The 20,301-nt window shown below is 67.2% G+C and carries 18 protein-coding genes; 4 read left to right on the forward strand and 14 right to left on the reverse strand.

All coding sequences use genetic code 11. The features are described from left to right. Positions 1 to 22 precede the first annotated feature (22 nt). On the forward strand, positions 23 to 1,612 hold the full coding sequence (locus CCUG20998_RS25645) for an adenylate/guanylate cyclase domain-containing protein (RefSeq protein WP_020730888.1): 1,590 nt from the start codon (positions 23 to 25) through the stop codon (positions 1,610 to 1,612). Positions 1,613 to 1,622: 10 nt separating this feature from the next. Here the strand turns inward: CCUG20998_RS25645 and topA are convergent, their stop codons facing one another. From topA to cspA, 3 genes are all read right to left on the reverse strand, one after another. After that, positions 1,623 to 4,427, reverse strand: coding sequence for a type I DNA topoisomerase (gene topA / locus CCUG20998_RS25650; RefSeq protein ID WP_036456737.1), 2,805 nt, complete (start codon positions 4,425 to 4,427; stop codon positions 1,623 to 1,625). Positions 4,428 to 4,630: 203 nt separating this feature from the next. Continuing rightward, on the reverse strand, positions 4,631 to 5,209 hold the full coding sequence (locus tag CCUG20998_RS25655; protein ID WP_011741857.1) for a hypothetical protein: 579 nt from the start codon (positions 5,207 to 5,209) through the stop codon (positions 4,631 to 4,633). A gap of 144 nt (positions 5,210 to 5,353) precedes the next feature. Then, on the reverse strand, positions 5,354 to 5,557 hold the full coding sequence (gene cspA, locus CCUG20998_RS25660; protein ID WP_007166602.1) for a cold shock protein CspA: 204 nt from the start codon (positions 5,555 to 5,557) through the stop codon (positions 5,354 to 5,356). A 248-nt stretch (positions 5,558 to 5,805) separates the two neighbouring features. Here cspA and CCUG20998_RS25665 point away from each other — a divergent pair, with 248 nt between their 5' ends. Together CCUG20998_RS25665 and CCUG20998_RS25675 are read left to right on the forward strand one after the other, a co-directional pair. Then, positions 5,806 to 8,121, forward strand: a complete 2,316-nt coding sequence (locus tag CCUG20998_RS25665) for a DEAD/DEAH box helicase (RefSeq protein WP_020730890.1) — start codon at positions 5,806 to 5,808, stop codon at positions 8,119 to 8,121. A 491-nt stretch (positions 8,122 to 8,612) separates the two neighbouring features. Beyond that, positions 8,613 to 9,644, forward strand: a complete 1,032-nt coding sequence (locus CCUG20998_RS25675; protein ID WP_012396658.1) for a PAS domain-containing protein — start codon at positions 8,613 to 8,615, stop codon at positions 9,642 to 9,644. An 8-nt stretch (positions 9,645 to 9,652) separates the two neighbouring features. On the opposite strand, the gene CCUG20998_RS25680 is transcribed toward CCUG20998_RS25675, so the two are convergent. The 7 genes from CCUG20998_RS25680 to ssd are packed head-to-tail and all read right to left on the reverse strand — an operon-like array spanning position 9,653 to position 14,211. Continuing rightward, positions 9,653 to 9,976 carry an Rv3654c family TadE-like protein gene (locus CCUG20998_RS25680; RefSeq protein WP_231608827.1) on the reverse strand — a complete coding sequence of 108 codons (324 nt, stop codon included), beginning with the start codon at positions 9,974 to 9,976 and terminating at the stop codon, positions 9,653 to 9,655. A gap of 31 nt (positions 9,977 to 10,007) precedes the next feature. Continuing rightward, positions 10,008 to 10,295 carry a TadE family type IV pilus minor pilin gene (locus CCUG20998_RS28815; RefSeq protein ID WP_272890652.1) on the reverse strand — a complete coding sequence of 96 codons (288 nt, stop codon included), beginning with the start codon at positions 10,293 to 10,295 and terminating at the stop codon, positions 10,008 to 10,010. Positions 10,296 to 10,330: 35 nt separating this feature from the next. Continuing rightward, positions 10,331 to 10,531 (reverse strand): DUF4244 domain-containing protein, encoded by a 201-nt coding sequence (locus CCUG20998_RS25690; protein ID WP_011741860.1) that lies wholly within the window; start codon positions 10,529 to 10,531, stop codon positions 10,331 to 10,333. 24 nt (positions 10,532 to 10,555) lie between these two features. Then, entirely contained in the window at positions 10,556 to 11,158 is a 603-nt protein-coding gene (locus CCUG20998_RS25695) for a type II secretion system F family protein (protein ID WP_020730892.1), read from the reverse strand. A gap of 25 nt (positions 11,159 to 11,183) precedes the next feature. Next, a complete protein-coding gene (locus tag CCUG20998_RS25700; protein ID WP_020730893.1) occupies positions 11,184 to 11,987 on the reverse strand; it encodes a type II secretion system F family protein in 804 nt (267 codons plus the stop codon). Beyond that, positions 11,984 to 13,153, reverse strand: a complete 1,170-nt coding sequence (locus tag CCUG20998_RS25705) for a TadA family conjugal transfer-associated ATPase (RefSeq protein ID WP_020730894.1) — start codon at positions 13,151 to 13,153, stop codon at positions 11,984 to 11,986. Before CCUG20998_RS25705 ends, CCUG20998_RS25700 begins: the two co-directional genes overlap by 4 nt. Further along, complete coding sequence (gene ssd, locus CCUG20998_RS25710; RefSeq protein WP_099052729.1) at positions 13,150 to 14,211, reverse strand: septum site-determining protein Ssd; 1,062 nt, start codon at positions 14,209 to 14,211, stop codon at positions 13,150 to 13,152. Before ssd ends, CCUG20998_RS25705 begins: the two co-directional genes overlap by 4 nt. Positions 14,212 to 14,734: 523 nt before the next feature. Here ssd and CCUG20998_RS25715 point away from each other — a divergent pair. Next, positions 14,735 to 15,592: an HAD-IB family hydrolase gene (locus CCUG20998_RS25715; protein WP_020730896.1), complete on the forward strand. Its 858-nt coding sequence runs from the start codon at positions 14,735 to 14,737 to the stop codon at positions 15,590 to 15,592. 492 nt (positions 15,593 to 16,084) lie between these two features. Here the strand turns inward: CCUG20998_RS25715 and CCUG20998_RS25725 are convergent, their stop codons facing one another. From CCUG20998_RS25725 to CCUG20998_RS25740, 4 genes are read right to left on the reverse strand one after another with little or no spacing between them, the layout of a single operon-like run. Further along, positions 16,085 to 16,855 (reverse strand): Fic family protein, encoded by a 771-nt coding sequence (locus tag CCUG20998_RS25725; protein WP_020730897.1) that lies wholly within the window; start codon positions 16,853 to 16,855, stop codon positions 16,085 to 16,087. A gap of 11 nt (positions 16,856 to 16,866) precedes the next feature. Continuing rightward, positions 16,867 to 18,522 (reverse strand): dipeptide ABC transporter ATP-binding protein, encoded by a 1,656-nt coding sequence (locus CCUG20998_RS25730; protein WP_036456738.1) that lies wholly within the window; start codon positions 18,520 to 18,522, stop codon positions 16,867 to 16,869. Next, positions 18,519 to 19,382 (reverse strand): ABC transporter permease, encoded by an 864-nt coding sequence (locus tag CCUG20998_RS25735; RefSeq protein ID WP_036456739.1) that lies wholly within the window; start codon positions 19,380 to 19,382, stop codon positions 18,519 to 18,521. Before CCUG20998_RS25735 ends, CCUG20998_RS25730 begins: the two co-directional genes overlap by 4 nt. After that, positions 19,375 to 20,301 (reverse strand): ABC transporter permease, encoded by a 927-nt coding sequence (locus tag CCUG20998_RS25740; RefSeq protein WP_020730900.1) that lies wholly within the window; start codon positions 20,299 to 20,301, stop codon positions 19,375 to 19,377. Before CCUG20998_RS25740 ends, CCUG20998_RS25735 begins: the two co-directional genes overlap by 8 nt.

The raw sequence follows: 20,301 nt of genomic DNA on the forward strand, positions 1-20,301 counted from the left end.
CCCATCCGGATACGGTGGGCTGGTGGCTACCGTGGCAACCCTGCCCGGGCGGATCAACGGGTTCGCCCGGTGGGTAGTGCGCACTCCGTGGCCGGTGTTTTCGCTGAGTATGTTGCAGGCCGACATCATCGGCGGCCTATTCGTTCTGGGCTTTCTGCGCTATGGCTTGCCACCCAACGATCGCATCCAGCTGCAGGATCTACCACCACTGAATCTGGCGATCTTCCTCACCTCCGTGATTACCTTGTTCCTCGCCGGGTTCGCATTGAACCTCAAGCTGCTGGTGCCGGTCTTCCGGTGGCAGCGCCGCGACAATCTGGTTGCGGCGGCCGACCCGTCCGCCACCGAGCTGGCCCGCAGCCGGGTGCTGCGCATGCCGTTCTATCGCACCTTGATCAGCGTCGGGTCGTGGGCGATCGGCAGCGTGATCTTCATCGTCGCCAGCTGGTCGGTGGCTCGCTATGCGGCGCCCGTGGTGGCGATTGCCACCGCCCTGGGCGCCATCGCCACCGCGATCATCGGCTACCTGCAGTCTGAGCGGGTGCTGCGGCCGGTCGCGGTGGCCGCGCTGCGCAGTGGGGTACCGGAGAACTTGCGTTCGCCCGGGGTCATCTTGCGGTTGATGCTGGCCTGGGTGCTGTCCACCGCGGTACCACTGTTGGCGATCGTGCTGGCCGTGGTGGCCGACAAGATGGCGATTCTGCACGCCACCCCGGACAAGCTGTTCAATCCCATCCTGCTGCTCGCGCTGGCAGCGTTGGCGATCGGCTCGGTCAGCACGCTGCTGGTGTCCATGTCGATCGCTGATCCGCTGCGCCAGCTGCGTTGGGCGCTGTCGGAGGTGCAGCGCGGCAACTACAACGCGCACATGCAGATCTACGACGCCAGCGAGCTGGGCCTGCTGCAGGCTGGGTTCAACGACATGGTCCGCGACCTGTCCGAGCGGCAACGCCTGCGTGACCTGTTCGGTCGATATGTCGGCGAGGACGTGGCCCGGCGCGCCATCGAACGCGGTACCGAGCTTGGCGGGCAGGAACGCGATGTCGCGGTGCTGTTCGTCGACCTGGTGGGCTCGACCCAGCTGGCGGCGACCCGACCGCCGGTCGAGGTGGTCGGCCTGCTCAACGAATTCTTCCGGGTGGTGGTCGACACCGTCGCGCGCCACGGCGGATTCGTCAACAAGTTCCAGGGCGATGCCGCCCTGGCGATTTTCGGCGCACCGATCGAACACCCCGACGGCGCCGGCGCCGCGCTGCGCGCCGCGCGCGAGTTGCACGACGAACTCATTCCGGTGCTGGGATCTGCGGAGTTCGGCATCGGGGTGTCGGCCGGCAGGGCCATCGCCGGCCACATCGGCGCGCAGGCCCGCTTCGAATACACCGTGATCGGCGACCCGGTCAATGAGGCCGCCCGACTCACCGAGCTGGCCAAGCTCGAGGAAGGCCACGTGCTGGCCTCGGCGATCGCGGTCAGCGGGGCGCTAGACGCCGAAGCCTTGTGCTGGGACGTCGCCGAAGTCGTCGAACTACGCGGACGGACCGCACCGACCCAGCTGGCCCGCCCGCTGAACCTCGCTGTAGCCCAAGAGGTCTCCACCAAAAGCGGTAGCTAACCGGCCCCGGTCACGCGCGTTTGACGGCCTTTTTCGCCGGCGACTTGCGGGTGGTCTTCTTGGCGGCTCGCTTCACCGGCCCTCGGGCCCGGCGGTCAGCCAGCAATTCCGAGGCCCGCTCGTCGGTAATCGACGCGACCTCGTCGCCCTTGCGCAGACTGGCGTTGGTTTCACCGTCGGTGACATACGGACCGAACCGCCCGTCCTTGATCACCATCGGCTTGCCCGACGCGGCATCGGTCCCCAGCTCACGAAGCGGCGGAGCCGAAGCGCTCTGCCGGCCAGAACGCTTGGGTTCGGCGTAGATCTTGAGCGCTTCGTCAAGGGTGATGGAGAAAATCTGGTCTTCGGTGGCCAGGGAGCGAGAATCGGTGCCGCGCTTCAGATATGGCCCATAGCGCCCGTTCTGCGCGGTGATCTCTTCGCCGGAAGCGGGATCCGTGCCCACCACGCGCGGCAGCGAGAGCAGCTTGAGCGCGTCCTCGAGGGTGATCGTCTGCAGGTCCATGCTGCGCAGCAGCGAACCGGTGCGGGGTTTGGGCCCGGTGGCCTTCTTGCTCTTCTTGGCGGGGGCCTCGGTCCCGGCTTCGGGTGCGGGAGGTTCGGGAAGAATCTCGGTCACATACGGCCCGTAGCGCCCGTCCTTGGCGACGATCTCGTGGCCGGATTCCGGGTCGATGCCCAGCACGCGGCCTTCCTGCGGCGTGGCGAATAGCTCTTCGGCCAGCACCAGGGTCAGCTCGTCGGGTGTCAGCGAGTCATTGAGGTTGGCGCGCTGCGGGGTCGGCTCACCGTCTTCGCCGGTTATGGTGCGTTCCAGGTAGGGACCGTTCTTGCCCACCCGAACGTAGATGGGACGCCCCTGATCATCGTCAAACAGCTTGATGGAGTTGACTTCTCGCGCATCAATGCCTTCGAGGTTGACACCGACGAGCTTCTTGAGCCCCCCGGCGCGCGCCACCGAATCAGACACGCCGTGGTCGCCACCGAAGTAGAAGTTGTTGAGCCAGTCGGTGCGCCGCTCCTGACCAGATGCGATGGCATCGAGCTCGTCTTCCATCGCCGCGGTGAAGCCGTAGTCGACGAGGTGCCCGAAATGTTGCTCCAACAATCCGGTGACCGCGAACGCCACCCACGACGGCACCAGGGCGCTGCCCTTCTTGTGTACGTAGCCGCGGTCCTGGATCGTCTTGATGATCGGGGTGTAGGTGGACGGGCGTCCGATTCCCAGCTCCTCGAAGGCCTTGACCAGCGAGGCCTCGGTGTAGCGGGCGGGCGGGTTGGTGGTGTGCCCGTCCGGGGTCAGCTCGACCGCGTCGAGCCGCTGGCCCGGCGTCAGATTCGGCAGGCGCCGCTCGGCGTCATCGGCCTCGCCACCGACCAGTTCGTCCACCGTCTCCACGTAGGCCTTGAGGAACCCGGGGAAGGTCAGGGTGCGACCGCTCGCCGAGAACACCACCTGCTGCTCACCCGCGCTACCACCGATCCGCAGGCTCAGCGTGGTGCCGCGGGCATCCGCCATCTGGGAGGCCACCGTGCGCTGCCAGATCAGCTCGTAGAGCCGGAATTCGTCGCCGTCGAGTTCACGACGCACGGCGTCGGGGGTTGCGAACGTCTCACCCGCGGGGCGGATGGCCTCGTGCGCCTCCTGCGCGTTCTTCACCTTGCGGGTGTACTGGCGCGGAGATGATGCCACATACTCTTCGCCGTAGAGCTGGCGCGCCTGGGTGCGCGCGGCGTTGATCGCCGACTCCGACAGGGTCGTCGAGTCGGTTCGCATGTAGGTGATGTAACCGTTTTCGTAGAGCCGCTGAGCGATGCTCATCGTCCGCTCACCGGAAAACCGCAACTTGCGGCCGGCCTCCTGCTGCAGCGTCGAGGTCATAAACGGTGGGTACGGACGGCGGCTGTAGGGCTTTTCCTCGACCGAGGCCACGCTCAGCTGCGCGCCGTGTAGGCCGGTGGCCAGCGCGGCCGCACGGGCCTCGTCGAGCACGGTGACCTCGTCGGCCTTGCGCAACGTGCCCAGCGAGTCGAAATCGCGACCGGTGGCCACCCGCAAGCCGTCCACACTGGTCAGTCGGGCGACAAAGGTGGGCGGCGCGGCCTTCGGGTCGGACACGCTGGCGTCCAGCGTGGCGACGATGTCCCAGTAGGACGCGCTGCGGAACGCCATCCGGTCGCGCTCTCGCTGCACGATCATCCGCGTGGCCACCGACTGCACCCGGCCGGCCGACAGCTTGGGCGCGACCTTTTTCCACAGCACCGGACTGACCTCGTAGCCGTACAGCCGGTCCAGGATGCGCCGGGTCTCCTGCGCATCGACGAGGTCCATGTCCAGGTCACGGGGGTTTTCCGCGGCTTCGAGGATGGCCGGTTCGGTGATCTCGTGGAAGACCATCCGTTTGACCGGCACGCGCGGTTTGAGGGTTTCCAGCAAGTGCCAGGCGATCGCCTCGCCCTCGCGGTCACCATCAGTGGCCAGGTAGAGCTCGTCGACGTCTTTGAGCAGGTCTTTGAGCTCGCTGACCGCGCTCTTCTTCTCCGGGCTGATGATGTAGAGCGGTTCGAAGTCCGCGTCGACATTGACGCCGAGGCGCGCCCACGGCTCGGACTTGAACTTGGCGGGCACATCCGCGGCGGCCCGCGGCAGGTCGCGGATGTGGCCACGCGAGGATTCGACTATGTACCTGGGCCCCAGGTAACCAGCAAGTTTGCGCGCCTTGGTGGGCGACTCGACTATGACAAGTCGCCGGCCGCTCCCATTTCCGCCGCTGCTACGGCTTCCAGGGCCCTTCGTTTTCGGGTCAGCCAACTGCGGTTACGCTCCATCTCTCATCCCAGCCCCGCTGGCGGGGCCACCCTTGCAGAAGGGTGCCAGGCCGGCTGCTGAATTTCAGGCGAAATCCAATAGCCCGACATTCCCACCTGCGGGCAACAGACAATTTCGCACCCTAAGGCGGGCCTGCGCAAACTGGCTGCAATTCAGCTCCCCGGAAAACCGGGGTCCACAGGCGCCTAGCCCCGGGGCCATTGAGCCAACGCTTCGGCACCGGGCGGGGGTTCCCCCACGTTCTCTACCAGGCGCGATAGCCTTCGTCGCCCGCTTATCCGCAGCGCCGGGTGGCCCCCTCGGGTGCCGATCAAAGTAGGTGCAATGCCCACTCGCATCAGAGCCGACGCCAACGGCGAATGTGTATCGGGTGCGTGCGGATCAAGCCCCAGCAGATATCGGTCGGCCTCGGGACTGCCGGCGGCCAGCGCCCAGGCGCGCAGCTCTCGCGGACCTGGCAGCCATCGCGGCGGAACCGTCTTGACCGCACCACGGGTCCACTCCGCGGCGATTGCGCGCAATCTGGGGTCTACGGCGGTACGCACCAGCGGCGTGTCCTCGTCGGTGTGGGTGATCTCAGGCACCAGGCCCGCCTCCCGCATCATCTCGGCGAGAGCTTCGGCTCGCCAGGACTCCCCGACCACCACCGACAGCCGCGCACCAGCACCAACCATCACGACCTGGCCGGATGCTGCCAACACTCCGGATAGGTCCTCGACCGCGGGCGGCACCGACTCCGCGGCAAAGAAGGACAGCTGACTCACGCCACCGACAGTAGGCCAGTAACCCGGTCCGCGGGTTCTCCCCGTCCGGCGCGGCGACCAAGGCGCTCACGGCAGAAACGAAAACCCCCCGCCGGACCCGCTCAGCGGGATCACGTCGGGGGGATTCGTCAGAATCTGCTCGGATCAGACCGAGCGGACTCCGGTGGCCTGGGGGCCCTTAGGGCTGTGGCCGATCTCAAACTCGACCTTCTGGTTCTCTTCAAGGGTGCGGAAGCCCGAACCCTGGATCTCCGTGTAGTGGACAAAAACATCCGCGGAGCCATCCTCGGGGGCGATGAAGCCGAACCCCTTCTCCGCGTTGAACCACTTCACAGTTCCCTGTGGCATCTCTCGATCTTTCCTTTTCTTCTGGGTGCGGTGCACCGCCTCTCGGTGCCCCGGGCCAAGCCGCGACCGCCATACCTCGCAGAGTCGCCGGAACTTCACCCGACCGATAACCTCGCAGGAACCGCGGCCGCAACGTCGATCCTGCGAAAGTTTGACACGAACACAGAAGCTACGACCGCGATTAGTCAATCATGTTCATGGCGTCGGCGACAGCCCGTTGTCGTCGATGAATTGTGAAGGGTTTGCAAATGATAAGTTTCGGGCGCGAATTGCTTGCCGTCGCGCTCGCCGGTACCCCGACCGGAGAACATCCTTTACACCATGTCGCCGAGCTGCCGCCGCGTGCGGGTCAGCCGAGCGCCTGGCCGCAATGGGCCGAGCCAGACGTCGTGCGCACCTTCACCCAACGTGGCATCACCGCCCCCTGGTCACACCAGTCCACGGCCGCGGAGTTGGCCCATGACGGCCGTCACGTGGTGGTGAGCACAGGTACGGCGTCCGGCAAGTCGCTGGCCTATCAACTTCCCGTCCTCGCGGCGCTGGCGGCCGACCCCCGCGCCCGGGTGTTATATCTGTCGCCGACCAAAGCGCTGGGCCACGACCAGTTGCGCACCGCGCAGGCGCTGGTTGCCAACGTTGAACGACTTAGGGATGTCGCGCCCACGGCTTATGACGGCGACAGTTCCGATGAAGTGCGCCGCTTTGCCCGCGAGCGTTCCCGATGGTTGTTCTCCAACCCGGACATGATCCATCTGTCGATATTGCGCAACCATGCCCGCTGGGCGGTCCTGTTGCGAAATCTTCGATATCTGATCGTCGACGAATGTCATTACTATCGGGGTGTTTTCGGCTCGAATGTGGCAATGGTGCTACGCCGTCTGCTGCGATTGTGCGCACGCTACTCGGCGCACCCGACGGTCATCTTCGCCAGCGCGACGACGGACTCACCGGGTGCCACCGCCGCCGAATTGATCGGCCAGCCGGTTGCGGAGGTCACCGAGGATGGGTCGCCCCAGGGGGCCCGCACCGTGGCACTGTGGGAACCCGCGCTGCGGACCGACCTGACCGGCGAAAACGGCGCCCCGGTGCGGCGCTCCGCCGGCACCGAGGCGGCGCGAGTGATGGCCGATCTGATCGTCGAGGGAGCGCAGACCTTGACCTTCGTCCGGTCACGGCGGGCCGCTGAGCTCACCGCGCTGGGCGCGCAGGCGCGGCTGCAAGACATTGCGCCCCAGTTGTCGCACACGGTGGCGTCGTATCGGGCCGGTTATCTGCCCGAGGACCGCAACTGTCTCGAACACGCATTGACGGAGGGCCGGCTGCGCGGTCTGGCCACCACCAATGCGCTGGAGTTGGGCGTCGACATCGCCGGGCTGGATGCGGTGGTGCTGGCCGGATTCCCCGGAACCGTCGCATCCTTCTGGCAGCAGGCGGGGCGGTCCGGCCGGCGTGGCCAGGGTGCGCTGGTGGTGTTGATCGCGCGCGATGATCCGCTCGACACGTATCTGGTGCACCATCCCGCGGCGCTCCTGGACAAGCCGGTGGAGCGGGTGGTGATAGATCCCGGCAATCCCTACTTGCTGGGGCCACAGTTGCTCTGCGCGGCAACAGAACTTCCGCTCGATGCGGTAGAAGTCCACGAGCTTCGCGCCGTCGAGGTGGTCGAAACGCTCGTCGATGACGGTCTGCTGCGCCGGCGCGGCGACAAGTACTTTCCGGCACCGGGGGTGCAACCGCACGCCGCGGTGGACATCCGGGGTTCCATCGGTGGGCAGGTCGTCATCGTGGAGGCCGACACCGGCCGGCTATTGGGCAACGTCGGAGCCGATCAGGCGCCGGCATCGGTGCATCCAGGTGCCGTTTATCTGCATCAGGGCGAAAGCTACGTCGTCGACTCCCTGGACACCGAAGAAGGGCTCGCCTTCGTCCACGCCGCCGATCCCGGCTATGCGACCTTTGCGCGCGAGCTCACCGACATCGCGGTCACCGGATCCGGTGAGCGCTTGGAGTTCGGGCCCGTCACCGTCGGCTTGGTGCCAGTGACCGTCACCCACCAGGTGGTGGGCTACCTACGGCGCCAGCTTTCCGGTGAGGTGATCGATTTCGTCGAGCTGGATATGCCCGAACACGTGCTGCCCACGACCGCGGTCATGTACACCATCGCCGCAGAAGAGCTGTTGCGAAATGGTGTCGACGCCGTCCGGATTCCCGGTTCGCTGCACGCCGCCGAGCATGCGGCGATCGGGCTGCTGCCACTGGTGGCCAGCTGCGACCGCGGCGACATCGGCGGCATTTCCACCGCTATCGGGCCCGAAGGACTGCCCAGTGTCTTCGTCTATGACGGCTATCCGGGTGGGGCGGGATTCGCCGAACGCGGCTTTCGACGGGCGCGCACCTGGCTGGGAGCCACTGCGTCGGCGATCGAGGCCTGCGAATGCCCGAGCGGATGCCCGTCCTGCGTGCAGTCCCCCAAATGCGGTAACGGCAACGATCCCCTCGACAAGGCGGGCGCCATGCAGGTACTGCGACTGGTGCTGTCGCAAGTGGGTGACGATTTACTCTAGGAACACCGGGGCCCGGCCACGCAGGACTGGCATACCGGCTGTTCGCGAGTCATCTTGCACACCCGGCGGACGGCGACCGACCCCTCGACGGTCGACCTCCACCGATCTGGATGATGAGCCATCATCCCGTGCAGCGAACGGCTGGACTTACACAATCCGCTCACACCCCCGACGGTGCGGGTGCAGCAGAAAACTACCCGGATGTCACTAGGCGCGCAAATCACCACGCGCAGCGGCTTCCTTCGCTGCGGCCGTGCGGCGCCGCGGCCAACGAGCCGCTCAGCATCGGCGAGTTGCATTGCCGGGTAGCGGCATACGTTGCAGTTTCGCGCTGGTCAAAGGCCGGCTGGGCACGCCCGGGGGCAACCGGGACAGCGTGGTGGCGTTTGCCCGGATATGTCGGCAGGTATGCGCTGTGCGGCAACGGGATTCCAATATCGTTGGATACCCACCGACTCGTGGCCGCCTCTAGCGAACAGTAGACTGCGCCTATGACCCACGACTGGCTGCTCGTGGAGACCCTGGGGGACGAACCCGCGGTGGTGGCGCAGGGGCGTCAACTCAAAAGTCTCGTTCCGATCACCAAGTTCCTGCGCCGCAGCCCCTACCTTTCCGCAGTTCGCACCGCGATCGCCGAATCGCTACAGACTGGGCAGAGCCTGACCAGCATCACTCCCAAGAGCGACCGGGTGATCCGCACCGAACCAGTCGTGATGTCAGACGGCCGCATTCATGGTGTGCATGTGTGGACCGGTCCCGCCAACGAGGAGCCGCCCGAACGGCCAACGCCAGGCCCCCTCAAGTGGAATCTGACCCTGGGAGTGGCAACCGACACCCGGGAGTCGTTGGCCAACAGCGGCAAGAATCCGGACCTCGAAGTCACCTACGGCCGGGCCTTCGCCGAAGATCTGCCGTCCCGGGAGCTCAACCCGAACGAGACCAAGTTCCTGGCCATGGTCGTCAAACCGGAGCCAGGTCAAACTTTGTGCAGCACATGGGATCTAACCGACTGGCGCGGGAAGCCGATCCGAATCGGATTTGCCGTACGCAGCGCCCTGGAAGAGGGCCCAGACGGCCGTGAACACCTGGTCGCACGAGCGATCAATTGGCGGGCCGAGCAGAAGGAACCGGTGGTGCCGATCGACGATCTGGCCCGGCGGATACTGAACGGACTTGCGCAAGTCGGGGTTCACCGCGCACTGGTTGACCTGAACAATTGGTCGCTGCTCAAGTGGCTCGATGAGCCGTGCTCCTTCTACGACTGGAGGCGAAGCGAGGAAGACGGGCCGCGGGTTCATCCCGACGACAGGCCTGTGATCGCTTCCATGACAGATAAATTCGCGAAAGGGGCGGCCAGCGCGGTGCTACGGCTACCCGGGCGCGGTGCTGACGAATGGGTGCCGGTCCACGTCACGGTCAACCGAATCGAACTCGAACCGGAGACGTTCGCCGGACTGATTTCGCTGCGATTGCCCAGCGAGGAAGAACTCGCCGAGGCCGGCCTTCCGGCGGCCGCAGAGTAGACCCGATTTCACTGTCGATGAATTGAGTGGGCCCGCTCTGGCGTATCGATCGGCCCGGCCCTGGCAACCGCGCGCGCGGCGCCCGCAAAGCCGATCGGCACCTCGACCGTGACGACCACGTCAAGCTCACGCACCACACATCCGACGTCACCGACCCGCATCGCCCGGGCCACCGCCGCTGCACGCGCGCAGGCCTGCGCCGCACCGGAGCTTAGCCGTGCCGCGCCGGCCAGTGCGGCAAGATCCGCCGACGTCTGAGCCCGGTGCCGGGCCACCATCGCCGCACCCAGGTACACACCGGTGCCGGCAATGCACAGCAAGACGGCAATCATCGAGGCCGCGAGCAAGGTAGCCGAACCGCGGTCATCCCGGCTCTGCGACGGCGACCGCCTCAGCGGATATAGCCAATTCCGGCAATAGCTTTGAACGTGCAACCACCGAGACGAGCACCAGCTCACCGTCTCTTCGCAGCCGAACCCGCGCGGCCGGCGGCGCAATCGCTCGAGCGACCTGCAGGGCCGTGCCAGTGTCGCCACGCGCGGCCAACCGGGCCGCCTCGCGAGCGGCATCCACGCAGCGCAATTGCATTGACAACGCACAGATCCCGGCCAGACACAGCGCCAGCACCACGACCAGCGAGGCGATCGCCAGGGCCGCTTCAACACTGCTGAACCCGGCATCGGTACCTAGACCTTGGTGCTCAGCGCCCGGGTGATGATGCGGGTCAACGCGGACACGACCGAATCTCCGGTCACAACCGTGTACAGGATGGCCCCGAACGCGGCCGCTGCGATTGTGCCCAAAGCATATTCGACGGTGGACATGCCCGAGTCGTCGGTCGCCAGCAGGGTCAGGCGAGCCAGCATCACCCGAAAAATGTTGTTCATCAATATATTCCCTTCCCCGGATAGTCACAGCAGACCGGAATTCAGCACCTTGGCGGCCAACCCGGCCAGCACCGGAACAATGCCCAGACACACGAAGGCCGGTAGAAAACACAGCCCGAGGGGACCGGCAATGAGCACACCGGCACGTTCGGCGGCCGCCGTGGCCGCGTGCGTCGCATCGTGGCGTGACTGCGCGGCCAGTTCGCCGACAGCATCGGAGAGTGCGGCGCCGGAGCAAGCCGAGCGCCGCGCCAAGCGCAGCAACGCATCTACGTGGCCGTCGACCGAACTCAGCGGCAACTCCGGCGGGGCCGACCAGGCTACGGACGGGTCGGCGCCCAACACCAGCAACTCGGCGGCGCGCGACAGCACCCGCGCGAGCCCCGGTGGCGCCGATCGGGCGGTCGCCGCGGCGGCCGCCGACACCGCCATACCCGAGGCCAGACAAACGGCGAACACATCCAGGCACGATGCGAACGCCAGCGGATCCTCACCACGCGCTGGCCGGGTTGGCTGTTCCACCCCAAGCGCACCCGGGTGCGACGGCGTCCTGGGCCGTGCCCGCACCGCCGCGCGCCGGCCCCCGACCGATAGCGCCATGGCCAACAGGATTGCGGCAATGCTCATGAGCGCGCTGCCAATCGGGGCCTGCTCATGGCATCACCCGGTCGGTGATCCGGTCCGACCACCACAGACCACCGGCCGCCAGGGCCAGGCCGACCACCAGCAGCCAGCCGCCCAGATGCCCGCCGAGCAAGAAGGCCAACGGCTGGGCTCCGATGAGCTGCCCCAGCACCACCCCGAGTACCGGCAGCCCAGCCAGAATGCCCGCGCTGGCGCGGGCGCCGGCCAGTCCCGCCGAAACCTTTGCCGAAAATCGTTGACGTTGCGCGACATCACGTTGGGCGGCCCGCATCAGGGTGGCAATGGCCAGACCGTGGTCACTGGCCAATTGCCAGTACACGGCCAGTCGTTCCCAATGCGAGGGCAGGGCCGACCGCCGGGCGGCCGCACGCAGGCCACCGGTGACGTCAGCACCCAATCGGGCGTGTGCCGCCACACCACGCATGGCCGCAGCCACCGGACCATCGGTTTCGTCGGCGGCGACGCCGAATGCGCGCACCGGATGGGCACCCACGCGCAGCTCACCGACCAAAATCTCGAGTGCCGCCTCCAACGCCCGCCCCTCCCGCACGCCGCGGGCACGGACCAGGCGCCGGCGACGACGCCGGCTCGCGGTCCCCGCCCCCACCGCGACCGCAAGCACGGTTGTCAGTGGCATCACCAGGACGGCGCCCGCCAGCGCGCAGGCGAGCAGACAGCCGAGCCATCGCGTTGCGGATAGCCAATTCGAGTGCCCACGAACATCGTTGACGGTGATCCGGCGCCGCACCGGAACCGACAGCACGGCGATCGCGGCCGCAACCATCAGCGCGGCCGGCACCAGACCGGTCATGGCGTCCCCCGCCCGCTGAGCAGGCCGCGCAACACGGCGCCGCCGTCTTGCGCCATGCCCCGGTCCGCGTGCCACGCGGTCACCGCCGCAACGAGACCGTCTTCGGCCCTGTGTAGAACGGCAATCTCGCTGAGCCGGCGCCGCCCGCCCTGATCGCGGGTGACGTGCAGCAGCACCTGCACCGCCGCGGCAAGCTGGCTGTGCAGCGCCGCGCGGTCCAAGCCCCCCAGGGCGCCCAGCGCCTCCAGCCGAGCCGGAACCTCACCGGGGCTGTTGGCGTGCACGGTGCCCGCGCCGCCCTCGTGTCCGGTGTTCAGCGCCGCGAGCAGGTCCACCACTTCGGCTCCCCGAACCTCGCCGACGACGATGCGGTCGGGCCGCATCCGCAGCGCCTGGCGGACGAGTTGGCGCAGCGTGACTTCGCCGGCGCCTTCGACATTCGCGCAGCGGGCCACCAGTTTGACCAGGTGTGGGTGCCTCGGAGCCAACTCCGCAGCGTCTTCGACGCACACGATCCGCTCCAAGCCGGCGACGGCTCCCAACATCGCGGCGAGCAGGGTCGTCTTTCCGGCACCGGTACCCCCGCACACCAGGAATGCCAGACGCGCGGCAAGGATTTCACCGACCAGCTCGGCGGCTTGCTCGGCGATCGCGCCGGAGGCGATGAGCGCCGCCAGATCCACTGTGGTGGGCCGCAGCACGCGCAGCGACAGGCAGGTGCCGGCGGCGGCCACCGGTGGCAGCACGGCGTGCAGCCGCACCGTCAGTCCACCGGTACCGATCCCACCGAGATGTCCGTCCACCCAGGGTTGCGCGTCATCGAGCCGGCGTCCCGCCGCCAACGCCAGCCGTTGCGCCAGCCGCCGCACCGCCGCCTCGTCGGCGAATCGAACCTCGCTGCGGCGCAGCCCGTTTCCATCGTCAACCCACACCGCGTCGGGCGCGGTGACAAGGACGTCCGTGGTGCCGTCGGCACACAACAGAGGCTCGAGAATGCCGGCACCGGTCAGCTCGGTCTGCAGCACCCGAAGATTGGCGAGCACCTCCGTGTCGCCAAGCATCCCGCCAGACTCGGCGCGGATCGCCGCCGCCACCACGCTGGGTCTCAGCGGCCCGGGTTCGGTCGTCAGCCGCTCACGGACACGTTCGATCAGTGGTCCGTTCATGCGGCCCGACCGCCCGGTACCGCCGTCGAATTCGGCAGTAGCGCGAGCACCCGGCGGGCCGCGGCGGCCAGCGGCGATCGCCTCCGCAATCGCAGTCCGCCGTGTTCGAGTTGCTCGACCAGCCGAGGCTGCACTCGCATCGATGCAAGCAAAGGCACCCCGGCAATATCGGCCACCTCCGCCGCCCGCAACCCGCCCGGCGACGGCCCGCGCACCACCAGTCCCAGGTGGGGATTGATCGTGGCAAGCACCGGAACGATCGTTGCGGTGGCAGCGCAGGAGCGTACGTCGCAGGGACAGACCAGCACGACGAGATCGGCGCGGTCCAGTGCGACCTGCACGGCGTCGGTCAGCCGTCGGGGAAGATCACAGACCACGGTCACTGCACCGCGGCGACCGGCGTCGATGAGCGCGCCAACCGCACCGCAATCCAACTCCTGGCCGCGCCGGGTACCCGACAGCAGGCTTATCCCCCGGTGCCGCGGCAGGCCATCGCGCACGGCCGACCAGGCCAACCGTCCGCCCTGCAAGGACAGGTCCGGCCAGCGTAGGCCGGGGAGGTTTTCGCAACCCATCAGCAGATCGATACCCCCACCCCAGGGGTCCAGGTCAACCAGCAGAGCATCGGCGGCACTTTGGGCCAGGGCGGCCGCGAACAACGAAACCCCCGCTCCGCCACTGCCTCCGATGACGGCAATCACCTGGCCGACCTCGCCGCCAAGACCCTCGTCCCGCGCTGCCTCGACCGCTTCGGCGAGTTCGCGGATCAATTCACCCTCTTGTTCGGGCATCTGCAACACGGCGCCGGCGCCGATCGCGACGGCGGTCGCCCAGGTATCGGTCCCGGCCTCAGCTCCGGTCAGCAGGCAGACGTGGGCGCGCCGGGGCAAGGTGGCTTGGCTCAAACCCCGCGCTGCCGCGGGATCGAGCACCACGGCGCCAGCGGCCGACCACGCCTTTCGCGTCACCGGTTTGCGACCGTCGCCATGGACGATCCGAACGCCCACGGCCGCGGCGACTCGATCCAGCTCGTCACGCAGCTTCGGGTCGACAAGCATCGCCAACACGCCGGCGCTGTCGGTCGCGGGATGAAGTGGCTTGGTCACTCAGCTACCGTGCCGGCCGAGCGCCCGTGCCCACCAGGGTCAATCGCGAATTTGTGGAAAGAGACGCAGCTGTGCACAATCGCGCGGGCCGCCCGGCTCCGAGCCGGCCCGGACCACCAGCACTTCGAGAATCTCCGCAACTCCCCAGACGGCGCCAAAACGGGTGCCGCAAGGCGTTGGAGTGACGGAGGCGAAAATTTTTTACCCCACAAAAGGGACGACCCCCGCCAGGGGGGGAGGAGGCGGAGGTCGTCGTGCTTCAGCCCCGGGGGGTCGGACTGATGCACCCTCGGCTCGTGGCCGAGTAATGCTTACTATACACATGCCAGACTGGATTAACGCAAGTATCGGTGCAAATCGAAAAATGCGGCTTGAGCCGTACAAATAAGGGCAACACGTCGACAACATTCATTGTCAATCGCCGTCGCGGACGGCGCGATCACGGCTCGACAGACCGCACACCTATGCTGGTCTGGTGACCGTCTCCGACCCGGCCGCGCAGCAGCAAGACTCACCGCAGTCACCGGAAAAGCCTCCTGCGCGCGCCCGCACCGCGGCGTTTTTCGACCTGGACAAGACGATCATCGCCAAATCCAGCACGCTGGCGTTCAGCAAACCTTTCTTCGCGCAGGGCCTGATGAACCGACGAGCCGTGCTCAAATCCAGCTATGCGCAGTTCATCTTTCTGCTTTCCGGCGCCGACCATGACCAGATGGACCGGATGCGCACCCACATGACCAACATGTGCACCGGCTGGGACGCGGAACAGGTGAAGTCGATAGTCAACGAGACGCTGCACGACATCGTGACGCCGCTGGTGTTCGCCGAAGCCGCAGACCTCATAGCCGGCCACAAACTGTGTGGACGTGACGTCGTGGTGGTCTCCGCCTCCGGCGAGGAGATTGTGGGCCCGATCGCCCGCGCGTTGGGCGCCACCCACGCGATGGCGACCCGGATGGTCGTGGCGGACGGTAAGTACACCGGCGAGGTCGCCTTCTATTGCTACGGCGAAGGCAAGGTTCAGGCGATTCGCGAGCTGGCCGCCCGTGAGGGCTATCCGCTGGAACACTGCTACGCCTACTCCGACTCGATCACCGATCTGCCGATGCTCGAGGCCGTCGGCCACCCCTCGGTGGTCAACCCCGACCGCGGCTTGCGCAGGGAAGCCATGGAGCGGGGTTGGCCGGTGTTGTCCTTCTCTCGCCCAGTGTCTTTGCGTGATCGCATCCCGGCACCGTCGGGCGCCGCGATCGCCACTAGCGCCGCGGTCGGAATCAGCGCACTGGCCGCCGGAGCGGTCAGCTACCTGTTGCTGCGCCGCTTCGCTTTCTAGCACCGACGTCCCGGCGCCAGCAGCTACCTCTCGAGCAAACGTTTTGCGCGCCCGAAAAATAAGTCGTTGCAGAACTTTCATGAATTAGGCCTTGCTGCGCCCAGGCTCCAGTAGTAGAAATGGAGTCACGGCAGCCCGGTGAAGCCAAGGTCGAACCGGAAGAGAAGGTTCGTCCTCCCGACCCGGGCACCCAGCACGGCCCCCGGAACCCACGCGGAGTCATAGCCGCGATAATGGCAGAAGTGTTGCGGGCCTGCGTAATTGCGAAATTCAGATGGTACCGGCGGCCCTTTGGGTGGGGCTGCAGCCAGAAGGGTCGCAAAAGCGCCGAGGCCAACCCACGCAGCCCACAAATGCACGCTTGGTAACCGAGATCCGTGTTGGCGGGCGGCGATTCGAAAATCCTTTCGGTCGCCGCCCGCATTGCATTTCTGGAACAATTCCTATTTCGGTGCAATTGCGGCGCAAATGCGGGGCGCCAGCTATCAACGGCTAGCTACGCGGCACCGAGTTTGCGATCGCCAGAGCCTCCTGTGCCCCGGCCTCCATCGCTCGGCAACACAGCACCAACCAGGCCGCCAGCCCGGCGGGCGTGCCCTCGGCGAATCGATCCGCGGCATCGCGGTAGCCAACGGGCTGTCGCATCCAACTCACCTCGGGCACCCCGAGTCCGTGCGGATCCAGTCCGGTCGCAATGGTCACCAGCCGCGACACCCCGCGGGCGACGACGCCGTCGGCGGTGCCAAACGGCCTCAGCGTCAACAGCTCTCCATGGGCGACCGCGGCGATAACGGGCGCCGACGCTCGCGTCGGTCGTGTCACCAGATCCGCAAGCAGTTCCAGACGAGGCCCGATGCCCGCGTCGGCGCGCGGGCGGCCCAACCCGCCGTCGGCCGCCAGGTCAGCGGCGGCCAGCATGTGCAGACGCGCCAGCGCCTGCAGCGGCGCCTTCTGCCACACGCTGACCAACGGCCCCGCGCCGCCTTCGAGCGCCTGCGCCACTCGCAGCGCGCCCCCGAAGACCGGATCATTGACCACGGGGTCACCGGCGGACGCGTCCACCAAATCTTCCAGTCGCGTGGGACCACCGTCGAGCACCGAGGAGGCGCGGGCCCCGCGCAGCGCGGCCTCGGCAGCGGTCACCGGCCAGCCACGCAGGTTGGCCCGATGCCGGTGCGCCTGCCCCAGCGCTTCGCGGGCGCGGTCGCTGGCGTCACCGACGCCGGGGAGCTCCATCAGCGCGGCCAGCGGGTCAGCAGTCACAGCATGTCAACCTAGCGGGGAGCCACCGGGCCACCTGGAATGGCCTCCAGCAGGCGCTGCGTGTACTGCGCGCCGGGCCGGGTGAATACTTCCTCCGTTGGGGCATGTTCCACCACCTGACCGGCGCGCATGACCAGGACGTCGTCGGAGATTTGCCGCACGACCGCCAGATCATGGCTGATGAACAGGTACGCCAGGCCCAGGTCCGCCTGCAATTCGGCCAGCAGATCCAGAATCTGGGCCTGCACCAGCACATCGAGCGCCGAGACCGCCTCATCGCACACCAGCACGTCGGGGCGCAGCGCGAGCGCTCGGGCGATCGCCACGCGTTGCCGCTGGCCACCCGACAGCTCCCGGGGCAGCCGCCCCAACACCGACGACGGCAGCGCCACCTGGTCGACGAGCTCGGCCACCATCTGCCGGCGCTGCGCACGGTCGCCGACGCGGTGGATGCGCAACGGTTCCTCGATGGCGCGAAACACCGAGTACATCGGATCCAGGCTGCTGTACGGGTTCTGGAACACCGGCTGTATCCGGCGCCGAAAGGCCAGCTGCGCGTCGCGATCCAACTTGTCCGGCTGGATTCGGGCTCCGTCGAAGGACACCGTGCCCGAGGTCGGTTGCAGCAGACCCAGCACCATGCGCGCGACCGTTGATTTGCCCGATCCCGACTCGCCCACGATGGCCAAGGTGCTCGCCCGCCGCAATCGGAACGACACGCTATCGACGGCCCGAAACTCGCCGCGCCGCCAGGGCGCGCCCCGGGACTCCCGATAGATCTTGGTCAATTCCGAGACGCTCAGGATGTCGCCGCAACCACCGGCGGGCTGGTCCGCCCCGCCAGGAACCGGGCCCCTCGCCGGCGCTCGGCGCGGGTCACGCACCGTCAACGACGGTGCGGCGGCCACCAGTCGCTTGGTGTATTCGTGCTGCGGACTGCGCAGAATGTCGCTTGCGGTACCGGATTCCACCACCACGCCGTGATGGACAACCAGCACCGACTCGGCCCGTTCGGCCGCCAGCGCCAGGTCGTGGGTGATCAGCAGCAGCGCGGTGCCGAGCTCGTCGGTTCGGCGCTGCAAATGGTCGAGCACCTGACGCTGCACGGTGACGTCCAGTGCCGACGTCGGCTCGTCAGCGATGAGCAAAGCGGGCCGGCCGGCCAGCCCGATGGCGATCAAGGCGCGCTGGCACATGCCGCCGGACAGTTGATGTGGGTAGCGCTGGGCGTGCTTGTCCGGGTCCGGCATCCCGGCCTGGGCCAGCAGCTCTACCGTGCGCCGTCGCGCGTCGCGCCCATCGGTGTTGGCCCGCAATGCCTCCCGGATCTGAAAGCCGACCTTCCAAACCGGGTTGAGATTGGTCATCGGGTCCTGGGGAACGTAGCCGATCTCGCGGCCCCGAATGGTGCGCATCACGCGCCGGTCCGCCGAGGTGATGTCACGTCCGTCGAAAATGATGCGGCCAGCGGTAATTCGGCCACCGGGGGCCAGCAGCCCCAGGACGGCCGCGGCCGCGGTGGACTTGCCGGATCCCGACTCTCCCACCACCGCAACGGTCTGCCCGCGATAAACGCTCAGATCCATGCCGGCAACCACGGGTTCGTCGGTGCCGAACCGGACCTGCAGGCCGTGCACCGACAACAGCGGGGCCGCCGCGGTGCTCATGCCCGCCACGCCCGTGATGCCGGATCCAGGGCGTCGCGTAACGCGTCACCCATCATCATGAAGGCCAGCACCGTCACCGCCAGCGCACCGGCGGGATAGAACAGGATGGGCGAGCCGGCCCGCAGTCGCATCTGCGCCACGTTGATGTCGCCACCCCAGGACACCACCGTCGGCGGCAGGCCCACCCCGAGGTATGACAGCGTGGCTTCGGTGACGATGAAGATGCCCAGGGCCACCGTGGCTACCGCGATCACCGGCCCGATCGCGTTGGGCAGCGCGTGGCGCAACAGGATCTGAAACCGGCTCATTCCCAATGCTTTGGCGGCCAGAACGAAGTCGCTGCCGCGCACCTCGAGCACCGAACTGCGGGCGATCCGGGCTATCTGCGGCCAGCCGAACAACGCCAGGATGGCGATCACGGTCCACACCGTGCGGTGATGCATCACCTGCATGAGCACGATCGCGGCCAGCAGCAGAGGCAGACCGAAGAAGATATCCGTGATGCGCGAAACCACCGCGTCCAGCCAGCCTCCGTAGTAGCCGGCCAGGGCACCCACCGTCACGCCGAGGATGAACGCGGCCGCCGTCGCACCCAGTCCCACCACGACCGAGGCGCGGGCTCCGTAGACGGTGCGTGCGTAGATGTCATGGCCCTGCAGGTCGGTGCCGAACCAATGCGCCGTAGACGGGCTCAACATGCTCTGGCTGGGATCGGCGTAGCTAGGGTCGATCCCGGTGAACAGGGACGGAAACGCGGCGACGACGAGAATGAACACGATCAGGACGGCCGCGATGACGAACTTGGGCCGCCGCCGCAAGCCGCCGAGGACATCGAACCAAAAACCCCCGAGCTCAGCCATATCTGATCCGTGGGTCCAGCGCCGCGTAGAGCAGATCCACCAGCAGATTGGTGAGCAGATAAACCATGACCAGCACCGTCACGATCGACACCACCGTCGGCGCCTCCTGCCGGGTGACCGCCTGATACAGCACCCCGCCGACACCGTGGATGTTGAAAATGCCTTCGGTCACCACCGCGCCGCCCATCAGCGCGCCCAAATCCGCGCCCAGAAACGTCACCACCGGGATCAGTGAGTTACGCAGAATGTGCACCGTCACCACCCGGGGCCGCGACAACCCCTTTGCCGTCGCGGTGCGGACGTAGTCGGCATGGGCGTTGGCGGTTACCGCGGACCGCGTCAGCCGCACCACGTAGGCGAATGACACCGCACCCAACACCATCCCGGGTAACAGCAACCGGTCCAAAGTCGTCCTGGCCCCGACCGTGACCGGCGCCAGCCCCAGTCGCACACCGAAGAGGTATTGCGCCAGGAAGCCCAGCACGAAGATCGGCACCGCGATGATGATCAGCCCGGTAAGCAGCACCGTAGCGTCGAAGATGCCGCCTTGGCGCAATCCGGCGATCACCCCGAAGCCGATCCCCAGCACGGCCTCGACCGCGAGCGCGATCAAGGCCAGCCGAATGGTCACCGGGAATGCATGCGCCAGAACAGCACTGACCGGCAGCCCGGAATATGCGCGGCCCAGGTCGCCGTGCAGGACACCACCCAGGTAGTGGGCATACTGCACCAGGAATGGATCGTCGAGGTGATAGCGCGCGCGCAGCTGCTGCGCCACCGCGGGCGTCAACGGCCGATCGCCGGCGATGGCCGCCAACGGATCCCCGGGCAGCAGGAACACCATGCCGTAGATCAGCAGTGTCGCGCCGAGAAACACCGGCACCATCGCCAAGATCCGGCGAGCTACGTACCAAACCAT

It is taken from the genome of Mycobacterium marinum, from assembly GCF_003391395.1.
GTDB classification, from domain to species: Bacteria; Actinomycetota; Actinomycetes; order Mycobacteriales; family Mycobacteriaceae; genus Mycobacterium; species Mycobacterium marinum.